Consider the following 12,218-nt stretch of genomic DNA (forward strand, 5'->3'; position numbering starts at 1 on the left):
GCTATTTCTTCTTGTCCTCCTTGGCCTCCTTCTTCTCGGCCTTGGCGGGAGCGGCTTCCTTCTTCTCCTTCTCGCCGCCGGCCTTGGCCTCGGCGGGCGCCGCGCCCTTCTCCGCCCCCTTCTCGGCTCCCTCCGCCGCCTCTTCCTTGCCCTTGCCGATGACCTCCGGCTCCTTGCCCTCCTCGGCGGCAGCACCGCTGGTCAGCAGGGCCTCCAGCTTGGCCTCGGAGATCGGCGCGGCGACGCTGACCACCATCTGGTCGGGGTCGTCCAGGTAGCGAATGCCTTGCCGCGCGGGCAGCTCGCGCACGTGGACGCCGTGCCCGATGGCGAGCTGCGATGCATCCACTTCGATCTGGTCCGGCAGGGCCGAGGGTAGACACTCGATATGCAGCTCCCGCAGGTTGTGATGGAGCACGCCGCCCTCCTTGACGCCGGCGGGCGTGCCGCCGACCAGCGCCACGGGCACCTTGACGCGAATCGGCTTGTTCATCGAGATCTCGAAGAAGTCGGCGTGCAGGAGTTCGCCCGTGACGGGATCCACCTGATAGTCCCGCAGCAGGGCCGTCCGTTGGGCCTTCTGGGCCGCGCCAGAGATGTTCAGCGTGATCAAGGCCGTGCTCCCCGCGTGCGCGCGCAGGAGCTTCGTCAGCGGGATCGGGGACAGGGTCAACAGCAGGCACTCCTCTTGCCCATAGAGGACCGCCGGGATGCGCCCGCTGCGCCGCAACTGGCGGGCAATCCCTTTGCCCGCCTGTTCTCTGACTTCCGCCGCCAATTCGAATCTCATAATCCCTCCCCCAAACAAGCTAATAGCGAGCAGCGGGCAGCCCCGAGTTCCGAGCTATTCGCCGCCAGCTACTCGCTATTGGCTCTCGACTACGCGAAGAGCGAACTGACCGATTGTTCCTCGTGAATCCTCGTGATTGCCTCGCCGAGCAGCGGCGCTACGGACAGCACCCGGAGCTTCGGGCAGCGCTGCTCCTTGCCGTTGAGCGGGATCGTGTTGGTCACGACCACCTCGGTGAGGCAGGAATCCTGAAGCCGCTCCAGCGCCGGGCCGGAGAGCACCGGATGCGTGCATCCCGCCCAGACCAGGCGCGCTCCCTTGTCCGCACAGGCCTGCGCACCCTGGACGATCGTGCCCGCCGTGTCAATCATGTCATCGAGCAGGAGCACGTTCCGCCCCTCCACGTCGCCGATGATGTTCATGATCTGGGCGTTGTTCGGCCCTTCCCGCCGCTTGTCGATGATGGCCAGGCCGGCCTGGAGCCGCTTGGCGAAAGCCCGCGCGCGCTCGACGCCACCGGCATCCGGCGAGACCACGACCAGGTCCTTCGCATCCTGCTTGTTGATGTAGTCGAGCAGGACGGGCGTCGCGTAGAGATGGTCCACTGGGATGTTGAAGAAGCCCTGAATCTGTCCGGCGTGCAGGTCCATCGTGAGCACCCGGTGCGCGCCGGCCGTCGTGATCAGGTCCGCAACGAGCTTTGCTGTGATCGGCACGCGCGGCTGGTCCTTCCGGTCCTGCCGGGCGTAGCCGTAATAGGGAATGACGGCCGTGATCCGGTACGCCGACGAGCGCTTCAGCGCGTCGATCATGATCAACAGCTCCATCAGGGAGGTGTTGACCGGGGCGCAGCAGGACTGGATCACGAACACATCCGCGCCCCGCACGTTCTCTTCGATCCGCACCCGGATCTCCCCGTCGCTGAAGGCGGAGACCGTCGCCCCTCCCAGGCCGATCCCCAGGTAGGCGCAGATCTCCTTCGCCAAGGCCGGGTTGGCGTTACCGGTAAACAGCTTGAGCTCTCTGGACATAGGGTCCTCCCTCTACACCGGAGCTGCGGCCGCCGTTTGACCCGCCGTTCACCCCTGACGCCGGCTCATGGGTGGGTATCGAAAAGGACAGATGAAGGTATCGGAAACGCGGCACAATTGTCAACCAATACGCCGCCCGCACCGACGTTCGGGAGGCCGCAGGCCCGCGGCGCGACGGCGTGAGGGGATCGCTCACGAGCCAGTCGGGGGCTCGCCGCCAGCCGCGACCGCGTACGCGCGTCGGCCCGGCGCCGCCGCGACTGCCGCACGTGCACGCATCGCGCTCGCCTCGTCGGGAAAGATGCCGAACACCGTCGCGCCGCTCCCGGAGAGCAGCGCCGCTTCCGCCCCAGCAGCGAGCAGCTCGCGCTTGATCTCTCCCAGGACAGGATAGGCCGGCGCAAGGGCTTCCTCGAAATCGTTCTCCATCAGCGGGATGAGCTCCTCCCAGGAGAGGGACGCGCCAGGCTCCAGGCGGCGCAGCGTCTCTGGCAGCGGCTTTGGGCTCGTCCGCGAGGCCGCGAGCCGCTCGTACGCCCAGCGGGTCTCAATGGGAAATCCGGGATTCACCAGCACCACCCAGCGGGCTCCGGTCAAGAGTAGGGCAGCGACCTGCTCACCCCGCCCCCAGACCTTCGCCGTGGGCGCCTGGAAAAAAAATGGGACGTCGCTCCCCAGCCGCTCGCCCACGCGGGCCATGTCCGCCGTCGTCCAGCCGAGGCCGAGGAGCCGGTTCAGCGCCGCGATCGTCGCCGCGGCGTCGCTGCTGCCGCCGCCCAGCCCGGCCGCCACCGGGATCCGCTTCGTGAGCGCCACGTCCAGGCCCACCCTGGGAATCCCCTGGACGGCCGCCTGCTCCAGGACCAGCGCCGCGGCGCGACAGATCAGGTTGCGCCCGTCCCTCGGCACAACCGGGTCCTCACAGGTCAGCCGGACCCCGCCGCCGTCCAGGCATACCCGGACGTGCAGCTCGTCCGCCAGCCCGACGGTTTGCATGAGCGACCAGAGGTTGTGGTATCCGTCGGGCCGGCGGTCCAGCACCCTCAAGATCAGGTTTACCTTCGCGGGGGCCAAGACCCGGAGCTCGTTCTTGGTCAGGGGGTCTCTTGTCATTCGCAGACCAGCCTTCTCAAAGCAGGCCCCTGCTTCATCCGTCTCTCTATTGACCATTGACCCATGACCCATTCAATCCCGTCCCCCCTTGATCGCGTACTTCTCCAGCCGGTACCGGAACGAGCGGGTGTTCAGGTGGAGGAGCTTGGCCGCCTTCTTCTTGACCCAGCGGGCCCGCTCGAGCGCCTTGAGCAGCAGGTCTTTCTCGATCCGGCCGATCAGTTCCTCGAGGTCCACGCCCTCCGGTGGCAGGTCGCTAGGTAACGCCGACTGCGGCGCCGTGGGGACCCGGTGCAGCCAGCCGCGGATCTCCTGCTCCGAGATCACGGGACCCGAGGCGAACGCCACCACCCGCTCGATCACGTTCTCCAGCTCCCGCACGTTGCCCCGCCACTCGTGGTCGAGGAGCGCGCGCATCGCCTCCTGGCTTAGCGTGGGCGTCGGCCGCCCGCTCGCCTTGGAGAAGCGCTCCAGGAAGTGCTGGGCGAGCAGCGGAATGTCGCCCGTCCGCATCCGCAGCGGCGGCAGGTGGATCGGAATGACGTCCAGCCGGTAGTAGAGGTCCTCCCGGAACGAACCCTCCGCGACGGCCTGCTCCAGATCCTTGTTCGTCGCTGCGATGATCCGCACGTCCACCTGCACGTTGCGCGTGCCCCCGACCCGGCGGAACTCCCGCTCCTGGATCACCCGAAGGAGCTTGACCTGGGTGGCTGGCGTCGTCTCCCCGATCTCGTCCAGGAAGATCGTGCCGCCGTTGGCCACCTCGAACAGGCCGGCCTTGTTGGCGACCGCCCCGGTGAAGGCGCCTTTCATATGCCCGAATAGCTCGCTCTCCAGCAGCGGTTCGGGCAGCGCGCTGCAGTTGACGGTGACGAACGGCATTCGGCTGCGCGCGCTGTTGTAGTGGATGGCGCGGGCGACCAGCTCCTTGCCCGTGCCGCTCTCTCCGCAGATCAGCACGTTGCTCCGGCTGTCGGCCACGCGCTTGACCATCTCGAAGACCTTCTGCATGGCCTCGCTCTGCCCGATGATCTGGGAGAAGGAGGACTGGCTCGCCATTTCCCGCTTGAGCAGGAGGTTCTCGGTCGTGAGCCGCCGCTTCTCCAGCGCGTTCCGGATGATGAGCTGAACCTCGTCCACCTGGAAGGGCTTGGTGAGATAGTCGTAGGCCCCGCGCTTCATGGCCTCCACGGCCGACTCGGTCGAGGCAAACGCCGTGATCACGAGCACGACCGTGTCGGGCGAGGCTTCTTTCACCGCCTTGAGCACCTCCAGCCCGCCGACCTTGGGCATCTTGAGATCCGTGATGACCAGATCGAAGATCTCCTTGCCGAGCTGGGCGATCGCCTCCTCACCGTCGGCCGCGACCGACACGGCATACCCGGCCCGCTTGAGCATGATGCTCAGGACCTCGCGCATGCTGCGCTCGTCGTCAACGATCAGGATCTTTTCCACGGCTCCCTACCTTCGTGCCACAGACGCACGCCCGCCTCCGCCACCCGCGGCAGGCACACCACGAAGCTCGACCCCTTGCCCTCCTGGCTCTCCACCCGGATCCACCCGCCGTGCAGGTCCACGACCCGGTGCACCGCCGCGAGGCCCAACCCGGAGCCCTGCCGCTTCGTTGTGAAGAACGGCAGGAAGATCTTGTCCAGATCCTCTTTCTTGATTCCCTCGCCGGTGTCCTCGAACGCGACCTCGATCACCTCGCCGCTTCGGGTGCCGGCGCCGACGCGCCGCCGGCGCGTGGTGATCGTCAGCCGTCCGCCCTGAGGCATCGCCTCGAAGGCGTTCATCGCCAGGTTCCAGAGCACCTGCCGGAGCTGGTTGTCGTCCACCTGGGCGGTCATAGGCCCGGCGCCGAGCCGCGCAGTCAGGATGATCCCGGGACGGGACTGCGCCTCGTGGCGTAGCAGGTCCATCACCTCCGTCAGGACGGCGTTCAGGTCGCAGTCCTTTAAGTTCAGGGCGGGCGGGCGGGCGTACATCAGAAACTCGGTGATGATCGCGTCGAGGCGCGTCGCTTCGCGGACAGCGATGTCCATGAGCCGCCGGCTCGTCTCGTCGAGGTCAGCGTCCTTGCGCAGCATCTGCATCGAGCCGGCCAGCGCGGCGAGCGGGTTGCGAATCTCATGGGCCATCCCCGCCGACATCTCACCGAGCGTCGCGAGCCACTCCCGGCGCCGGATTTCCGCCTGCAGATCCCGCACCTGGGTCAGGTCCTGGAACACGCCGACCACGCCGGTCCGCGCACCGTCCTCCGTGAGCGGCGACAGCGTCATCCCCACCACGACCCGGCTGCCGTCGGCGCGGCGGCCCTCCGCCTCAAAGCGGTACGGGACCGTGAGCGTCGCCGGATCTTGGCAGATCGCCTCCGGCCGCTGCCAGTTGAACGCCTCTCCCCACGGGCGTCCCTGCACGGCTGTTAGCGGATAGCCCGTGATCTCCTGCGCCGCCCGGTTAAACGAGGTGATCTGCCCCGCGGCGTTCGTGGAGAAGACCCCGCTGGTCAGGCTCTGCAGGACGTTCTCGTGGAACATCCGCAGGCGGTGCAGTCCCTGCTCCTTCTCCACCAGAGACAGGCCCGTCCGGCGCAACTGCTCGGCCAGGGTCCCACTCAGGAAGCCGACGACCACCAGGGCGAGGGTGTTCACGCCGAACGTGTAGAGGGTCTCCGGCGCGGAGAGGCGGCTCGGCGGGATCCAGCCGCGCGACTCGACGAGCCCGTAGAGCTGCACGTTCGTGACCAGTCCGAACAGGATCGCGGACACCCCGGCCGTGATCAAGCCGCCGCGGCGCTTCAGGATGAAGCTCGCGAGCGTGACCGTCATCATATACAGCACGGGAAAGGGGCTCTCGACCCCGCCCGTGCGGGCGACCAGGAACGTCTCGAGCAGCAGGTCCACCCCGACCTGCCCATACGCCATCAGCGTTAGGGCCTGCTCGGTCTTCAGGAACCGCAGCGCACCCGCATAGACAATCGTGATCGCGTACGTGAGCGCGATGAGCGCGTAGAAGGTAACCGCATGCTCACCCCGCCCCACGTGGAAGGCGATCGACAGCCCCAGCAGGAGGGTGACGACCACCAGCCGCAGGCCCATCAGCCAGTGCAGCCGGATTCGGAGTTCGTCCATGACCGATCCCCCGCGCCCGCGGCTCGCCGGGCCGCCGCATCCCCGCACGCTCGGCTTAACCGATCAGGTTCGCCATGGTAAAGATAGGGAGGTACATGGCGATCACGATAAAGCCGATCGTGACGCCCAGGAAGACCATCAGCATCGGCTCGAGCAGCGAGGTCAGCGCGGCCACCGCTGCATCCACTTCGTCGTCGTAGAAGTCGGCAATTTTCCCGAGCATCGCGTCAAGAGCGCCGGTGGACTCCCCCACCGAGATCATGTGCGTGACCATGTTCGGAAAGACCCCGCTCTTGGCCAGGGGCTCCGATACGGTCTTGCCCTCGGCGATGCTCTGCCGGGCCCCCAGGATCGCCTCCTCCACCACCTTGTTGCCCGCGGTCTTGGCCGTGATCGCCAGGCCCTCGAGGATCGCCACGCCGCTCGTGATCAGCGTGCCGAGCGTCCTGGTGAACTTCGCCACCGCAGCCTTGCGGATCAGATCCCCGAACACCGGCACCTTGAGCAGGAGCTTGTCAATGGCTAGCCGCCCCTTGGGCGTCCCATAGTACCGCTTGATGCCGTACACGATCGCCCCTGCCACGCCGGCCATGTGAAGGATGTAGTGCTGGAAGAACGTGCTCGTGTCAATGACGAGCTGGGTGGGAGCCGGCAGCCCGACCTTACCGCTGGACATCTCGGCGAACATTTTGGCGAAGACCGGGATGACCCAGATCATCAGCACCACGATCACGATAATCGAGATCCCGAGGACGGCCGCGGGATAGATCATAGCGCCCTTGATCTGGCTCTTGAGCTTCATGGCTTTCTCGATGTGCTTGGCCAGCCGAACCAGGACGGAGTCCAGCATGCCGCCGACCTCGCCGGCGTGCACCATGTTGACGTACAGCTCGTCGAAGACCTTGGGGTGCTTCTTCATCGCGTCGGTCAGGGTGGACCCGCCCTCGACCTCCACCTTGATCTCCGCGATGGTCTTGCAGAAGATCTTGTTCTCGGATTGCGTGGCGAGGATATCCAGGCACTGGATGAGCGGAAGCCCGGCGTTGATCATGGTGGAGAACTGGCGGGTGAAGACGACGATATCTTTGTCGGTCGGGCCCCCGCCGATGGTGACGTTGAGGATGCCGGCGGCGGCCTTCTCCTGCAACGTAGTGACCAGGATGTTCTGACGCCGCAGCAGCTCGACCGCCTCTTCCCGGCTCTTGGCGACGATCTCGCCTTTCTTGATCAGCCCCTTGCGGGTTTTCCCGGCATAGGTATAGGTCGCCATGCATCATCCGGCCCGCCTGGCTTGCACGCGGGCCCTCCGCTGGATACCTGCTCGCTGGTTCAGGATCACGCGGCGCACGGGTAACGGCCGCCTGGAAACAGGGAAAAACCCGGGGTCTTCTCCGGCTCGCTCGAACAGGCTCGCCTCGCGTTGATCAGGAGCCAGGCTCGTTCCACCGTTCGGGCTGTTTCCTGGGGGTGTGGAGAACAAGCCCGAAGTCTACTGGAGGGTCCGGGGCTTGTCAACTAAACTCCGGGTTTACCGCGAGGATAGCAATGGCGGCCGTTCGGCGTCACGCCTCCCCGACGCTCAACTGGGTGAAGCCGCGGTAGAGGTAGTGGAGCCCCGACGCCAGCGTGAGCCCGGCCGTGAGCAGCAGCAGCGGCTCGAGCAGGCGAACGTCCATCTGCCGGGAGGTCAGCGCGACCACGAGCAGGAGATAGGAGAGCTGGAACAACGTGGTGCCCTTCCCCAACAGGGTAGGCGACAGGTCCACCGGGGAGTCGGTGAGCCGCACGAGCAGGGTGCCGGTCATCAGGATCAGGTCCCGGCTCACGACCAGGATCACGATCCACAGCGGCACCAGGTGCAGCACGGAGAGCGTGATGAACCCGGAGGTCAGCAGCAGCTTGTCCGCGAGCGGATCGAGGTAGGCCCCCAGCCGGGTGCGCTGGTTCGCCACCCGCGCGATCGTTCCGTCCAGCGCGTCGGTCAGCCCGGCGGCCAGCAGCACGCCGAGCGCGTAATCGTAGCGCTGATAGACCAGCAATCCGATGAAGACCGGGATCAGGAGAATCCGCAACAGGGTCAGGCTGTTGGGGACGTTCAGGGCGCTCGCCGCGGTCAGCGGCCCCTTGTCTATCGTGGCAGTGACCTCGGTTTTCATCGCGCGCCTGCACCCCTTCGATGCGGTGAAGGGGATCATACGGGCGGCCGGAACCCTTGTCAATGTTGCAGTCGCCCGTCGGGACGACTATAATTCCGCTCGCGTTCTCATCATTTCTTGTTGGGTCGAGGAGGGGGCGCCGTGAGCACGCTGCCGCTGTCGTTCAAGAAGGAGGGCGTCGTCGAGCGCCACCAGATCGAGGGCAACGACCCGAGCGACCGGTACTTCAACCGCTCGATCCTCGTCAACCGCACCCCGCAGGGGTACCGCGCCCAGGTCATGTACGAGGCCCTGACCGTCGAGGGGGAGACCGTCCCGACGATCGCCGGGGCGGTCAAGAGCGTCGTGGACAAGCTCCGCGCGCTCGGCTTCACCCGGATGCGCACGCGGGTCAACTTCCGCGGAAAAAAGTACCTCGCTGAGAAGGAAACCTGGGTCGAGTACCCGGATTAGCCCGCCTCTTTCTCGCCGTCCAGTCTCCGTTTCACCCGACCAGCTCCTCGTAGATCACATCATGGATCACCGGCCTGACCTGCTGGATCGCCTGGTTCTTGCTCGTCGGATGCACGCGGTTCGAGAGCAGGACCACCTCCAGCTCGCGCTCCGGATCGATCCACAGCGATGTGCCCGTATAGCCGAGATGCCCGAACGACCGCGGCGAGAAATGCCGGCCTGATGACGAGGGCGCCGAGGGAGTGTCCCAGCCGAGCGCCCAGCTCGAGCCCGGCGTCTCCGCCCGCCGCGTCGTAAACAGTCGGACGAGATCCGGCCGCAGCAAGCCGTCGCACCCCAACCAGCCCTGCAGCCACGCTCCCGAGACCGTCGCCACCGCCGCCGCCGTGCCAAACAACCCCGCGTGGCCTGCCACCCCGCCCATCGCAAAGCAGTTCTGATCGTGGACCTCGCCCCTCAGCATTCGCCCCCGCCAGCCCTCGTCTTCCGTCGGGGCCACCCGACGGCCGCCGGGCCCCGACCCCACCAGCTCGATGGGCCCGCCCGGCCCGGTCCGCACGAAGTACAGCGGCTCCGCGCCCAACGGCACGAAGATCCGGTCGCGGCAGAACTCTGCCAGGCCGATCCCGCTCGCCCGCTCGACGACGAGGCCGAGGAGCATAAACCCCAGGTCGCTGTACAAGCTGCGCGTGCCTGTCGGGTAGAGCAGCGCCTCCTGCCCGATCAGCTCCACCACCAGGCGACAGACTGCGGCGCTCCCACGGAAGCCGGGATCAGCCCGCGCGGCCTCGGGGACCCGTTCGTAGAACGGCCGCCAGCCCGGCAGCCCGGCGCTGTGGTTCAGCAAGTGGGTGAGGGTCGCGGGGCCGACAGGCGTGCCCTTCAGCTCACCGAGCCAGCGCTCGACCGGCTGATCCAGTCGGAGGACGCCTTCTTGGAGGAGACAGAGGATCGCCGTAGCGGTCGCGAGCGGTTTGGTGAGGGAGGCCAGGTCGTAGACGGTCGCGAGGTCGGCGGGCTCGGCCTGCGGCAGTCGGGCGGCCAGCCCGAAGGCCCGATAGTAGGCGACCTGGCCGCGGAGGCGGACAAAGAGGACCGCGCCGGGGAACGCCCCCGCGGCGACGGCGGCCTCTATGGTCTCGGCGATGCGGTCGGGCGGCCTCACATGTTCTGAGGGCGGGCCGAGGCCTCGGCCTGCTCCTCGACCCCCTCTTCGACCTCCAGGAGGCGCTCGAAGGTCCGGAGCGTCGAGCGTAGGCGCTCGATGGCCAGGACCCGCTGCTTCCGAAGGTCGGTGAGGTCGCGCTGGAGCGCGGCCAGATCCTCGCGCGCCCCGCGGAGCAGCTCCGCGGCCTTCAGCTCAGCCTCCCGGATGATGAACTCCGCATCCCGCTGGGCCGCCTGCTTGAGGCCCTCCGCCATCGCTTGCGTGGAGACGAGCGTCTGCGTGAGCGTCGTCTCCGCTTTCCGCAGCTCCGCGAGCTGCTGCTCCGCCTGGGCCAGCCGCTCGCGCAGCGCCGCCCCCTCCCGGGCCAGGCTCTCGACGGTCTGCGCCACGTCTTCGAGGAACTCACGCACCTCCCGGGGGTCGTAGCCCCGCAGCCGCTTCTTAAACTCGACCTGTTGGATGTCCAGCGGGGTGATCTTCATCGGTCGCCTCTCAGGTGGTCCATCACCGCATTCGCATCGCAATGTCCTTCAGCGACTCGACCACGGCGTACTGCAGGAAGATGATGATGAGGATGGCGATCATCGGCGACAGATCAATCCCCATCCGCCAGCCCAACCGCCGCCGGATCGGGTAGAGCACGGGCTCCGTCGCCCGCTCCAGGAACCGCACGATCGGATTCCAGGGGTCAGGATTGACCCAGGAGATGAGCGCCCGGACGATGATTACCCACATGTAGAGCCACAGGACGGTATCCGCGACGACGGCGAGCCCCTGCAGAATATTCCCCGCGACGAACATTGACCCTTTACCCTCCCAGTGCCTCGGATCGCCGCGTCGCCGCCTCGACGGCCGCGATCAGGCTCGCGCGCACCCCCGCTTGCTCCAGCTCGGCCAGCCCGGCGATCGTCGTGCCGCCCGGCGACGCGACGCGGTCCTTCAGCTTGGCGGGATGCTCGCCGCTCTCCACGAGCATCCGCGCGGCGCCCAGCACGGTTTGGGCAGCCAGCCGCTCGGCCACCGTGCGCGGGAGCCCCATCTTCACGCCGCCATCGGCCAACGCCTCGACGACGAGGCAGACGTAGGCGGGCCCGCTGCCGCTCAGGCCGGTCACCGCGTCCATCAGCCGCTCCTCCACGACCACGACCGCGCCCACCGCTTCGAAGAGGCGTCGGGCGGTCTCCGCCTCGACCTCCGTCACGCCTGGCCCGAACGCCAGCGCGGAGACCCCCGCGCGGACGAGTGCTGGCGCGTTCGGCATGACCCGCACGACCCGGCCGCCGTTCTGAATCCGGCTGGCGATCCGCCCGATGGGAACGCCCGCCGCGATCGAGAGCACCAAGCGCGGGCCCGCCACCGGCGCGATCTCCTCCAACACCTGGCCGAGGACCTGCGGCTTGACCGCCAGCACGATCAGCTCGGCCCAGGCGGCTGCCTCAGCGTTGCTGGCGCCGACGCGGACGCCGAACCGTCGCTTGGCCAGGTCCCGCCGCGCCGCGCTCACATCCGTCGCCCAGACCCCGGCCGGCTCGACGAGGCCCGACGCGAGCCAGCCGCCCAGGAGCGCCTCGCCCATCTGACCGGCGCCCAGCAGCGCGATTCGCTGGGAGACCTTCTGCCCGCCGCTCATCGGGGCCGCGCTCCAAAGATCGCCGTCCCGACGCGCACCATCGTCGCGCCCTCCTCGACAGCCACCTCGTAGTCCTGGGACATACCCATCGACAGCTCGTGCAGCCGGACCCGGCGCCAACCCGCTCCCAGCGACGCTGCCAGCTCGCGCAGCCGCCGGAAATAGGGCCGGGCCCCCTCCGCGTCCGGAGTCGGCGGCGGAATCGCCATCAACCCCTTCACGCTCAGGTGCGCCAGCCGGTCCAGTTCGGGGAGGACCTCCGGCAGGAACGTAGGTGCGAACCCGCCCTTGCTGGCCTCGCCGCCCAGGTTCACCTCGAGCAGCACCGCCTGCTCGATCCCGGCCGCCCCCGCGCGACGCTCGATCTCGCTCGCCAGCTCGAGGCTGTCCACCGAATGGATCAGCTCGAATTGCCCGACCACTGCCTTGACCTTCCGGCGTTGGAGCCGCCCGATGAAATGCCAGCGGAGGTCCTGGCAGTTGGCCAGCGCCTTGATCTTCGGGAGGGCCTCCTGCACCCGGTTTTCGCCGAGGATCCGCAGGCCGGCTTCGACCGCGACCCGGATCCGCTCCGGCGAGGCTCCCTTCGTCGCCGCGATGACCTGCACCGCCTCCGGGCCGCGGCCCGCACGGGCCGCGGCCCGCCGGATTCCTTCGATCACCGTTCTGACATTGCGGCCAATGATCTCCGAATCGGCTGCATCATCCACAGTCTTCCAACGCGAGCAGGGGAGAACGCCGAC

At 67.6% G+C, this 12,218-nt stretch carries 13 protein-coding genes; 1 reads left to right on the forward strand and 12 read right to left on the reverse strand.

Going from position 1 to position 12,218, the window contains the following annotated elements:
• Position 1: 1 nt before the first annotated feature.
• The 7 genes from ACWHYQ_RS17895 to ACWHYQ_RS17925 form a co-directional block, all read right to left on the reverse strand.
• On the reverse strand, positions 2–790 hold the full coding sequence (locus tag ACWHYQ_RS17895; protein WP_447973456.1) for a 50S ribosomal protein L25: 789 nt from the start codon (positions 788–790) through the stop codon (positions 2–4).
• A gap of 89 nt (positions 791–879) precedes the next feature.
• On the reverse strand, positions 880–1,821 hold the full coding sequence (locus tag ACWHYQ_RS17900; protein ID WP_447973457.1) for a ribose-phosphate diphosphokinase: 942 nt from the start codon (positions 1,819–1,821) through the stop codon (positions 880–882).
• A 192-nt stretch (positions 1,822–2,013) separates the two neighbouring features.
• Entirely contained in the window at positions 2,014–2,934 is a 921-nt protein-coding gene (ispE, locus tag ACWHYQ_RS17905; RefSeq protein WP_447973458.1) for a 4-(cytidine 5'-diphospho)-2-C-methyl-D-erythritol kinase, read from the reverse strand.
• Between the two features lie 72 nt (positions 2,935–3,006).
• Complete coding sequence (locus ACWHYQ_RS17910) at positions 3,007–4,389, reverse strand: sigma-54-dependent transcriptional regulator (protein WP_447973459.1); 1,383 nt, start codon at positions 4,387–4,389, stop codon at positions 3,007–3,009.
• Positions 4,374–6,068: a two-component system sensor histidine kinase NtrB gene (locus ACWHYQ_RS17915; protein ID WP_447973460.1), complete on the reverse strand. Its 1,695-nt coding sequence runs from the start codon at positions 6,066–6,068 to the stop codon at positions 4,374–4,376. The genes ACWHYQ_RS17910 and ACWHYQ_RS17915 overlap by 16 nt, the downstream gene beginning before the upstream one ends.
• Positions 6,069–6,123: 55 nt before the next feature.
• Positions 6,124–7,338, reverse strand: a complete 1,215-nt coding sequence (locus ACWHYQ_RS17920; protein WP_447973461.1) for a type II secretion system F family protein — start codon at positions 7,336–7,338, stop codon at positions 6,124–6,126.
• Positions 7,339–7,630: 292 nt separating this feature from the next.
• Positions 7,631–8,224 (reverse strand): CDP-alcohol phosphatidyltransferase family protein, encoded by a 594-nt coding sequence (locus ACWHYQ_RS17925; protein WP_447973462.1) that lies wholly within the window; start codon positions 8,222–8,224, stop codon positions 7,631–7,633.
• 141 nt (positions 8,225–8,365) lie between these two features.
• On the opposite strand from ACWHYQ_RS17925, the gene ACWHYQ_RS17930 reads away from it, so the two are divergent.
• On the forward strand, positions 8,366–8,677 hold the full coding sequence (locus tag ACWHYQ_RS17930; protein WP_447973463.1) for a hypothetical protein: 312 nt from the start codon (positions 8,366–8,368) through the stop codon (positions 8,675–8,677).
• A gap of 31 nt (positions 8,678–8,708) precedes the next feature.
• On the opposite strand, the gene ACWHYQ_RS17935 is transcribed toward ACWHYQ_RS17930, so the two are convergent.
• From ACWHYQ_RS17935 to ACWHYQ_RS17955, 5 genes are read right to left on the reverse strand one after another with little or no spacing between them, the layout of a single operon-like run.
• On the reverse strand, positions 8,709–9,842 hold the full coding sequence (locus ACWHYQ_RS17935) for a serine hydrolase domain-containing protein (protein ID WP_447973464.1): 1,134 nt from the start codon (positions 9,840–9,842) through the stop codon (positions 8,709–8,711).
• The gene (locus tag ACWHYQ_RS17940) at positions 9,839–10,327 is read right to left on the reverse strand and encodes a DivIVA domain-containing protein (protein ID WP_447973465.1); all 489 of its coding nucleotides are present in this window, start codon (positions 10,325–10,327) and stop codon (positions 9,839–9,841) included. Before ACWHYQ_RS17940 ends, ACWHYQ_RS17935 begins: the two co-directional genes overlap by 4 nt.
• A gap of 22 nt (positions 10,328–10,349) precedes the next feature.
• The gene (locus ACWHYQ_RS17945) at positions 10,350–10,646 is read right to left on the reverse strand and encodes a YggT family protein (protein WP_447973466.1); all 297 of its coding nucleotides are present in this window, start codon (positions 10,644–10,646) and stop codon (positions 10,350–10,352) included.
• Positions 10,647–10,653: 7 nt separating this feature from the next.
• The gene (gene proC, locus ACWHYQ_RS17950) at positions 10,654–11,475 is read right to left on the reverse strand and encodes a pyrroline-5-carboxylate reductase (RefSeq protein ID WP_447973467.1); all 822 of its coding nucleotides are present in this window, start codon (positions 11,473–11,475) and stop codon (positions 10,654–10,656) included.
• Positions 11,472–12,137: a YggS family pyridoxal phosphate-dependent enzyme gene (locus ACWHYQ_RS17955; protein ID WP_447973468.1), complete on the reverse strand. Its 666-nt coding sequence runs from the start codon at positions 12,135–12,137 to the stop codon at positions 11,472–11,474. The genes proC and ACWHYQ_RS17955 overlap by 4 nt, the downstream gene beginning before the upstream one ends.
• Between the last annotated feature and the right edge of the window lie 81 nt (positions 12,138–12,218).

This window comes from Nitrospira sp. Kam-Ns4a (assembly GCF_965152595.1).

Bases quoted from the DNA above. Each gene is read 5' to 3' on its own strand.
- ACWHYQ_RS17920 (WP_447973461.1), bottom strand. From the start codon at position 7,338: ATGGCGACCTATACCTATGCCGGGAAAACCCGCAAGGGGCTGATCAAG.
- ispE (WP_447973458.1), bottom strand. From the start codon at position 2,934: ATGACAAGAGACCCCCTGACCAAGAACGAGCTCCGGGTCTTGGCCCCC.
- ACWHYQ_RS17915 (WP_447973460.1), bottom strand. From the start codon at position 6,068: ATGGACGAACTCCGAATCCGGCTGCACTGGCTGATGGGCCTGCGGCTG.
- ACWHYQ_RS17900 (WP_447973457.1), bottom strand. From the start codon at position 1,821: ATGTCCAGAGAGCTCAAGCTGTTTACCGGTAACGCCAACCCGGCCTTG.
- ACWHYQ_RS17895 (WP_447973456.1), bottom strand. From the start codon at position 790: ATGAGATTCGAATTGGCGGCGGAAGTCAGAGAACAGGCGGGCAAAGGG.
- ACWHYQ_RS17945 (WP_447973466.1), bottom strand. From the start codon at position 10,646: ATGTTCGTCGCGGGGAATATTCTGCAGGGGCTCGCCGTCGTCGCGGAT.
- ACWHYQ_RS17940 (WP_447973465.1), bottom strand. From the start codon at position 10,327: ATGAAGATCACCCCGCTGGACATCCAACAGGTCGAGTTTAAGAAGCGG.
- proC (WP_447973467.1), bottom strand. From the start codon at position 11,475: ATGAGCGGCGGGCAGAAGGTCTCCCAGCGAATCGCGCTGCTGGGCGCC.
- ACWHYQ_RS17925 (WP_447973462.1), bottom strand. From the start codon at position 8,224: ATGAAAACCGAGGTCACTGCCACGATAGACAAGGGGCCGCTGACCGCG.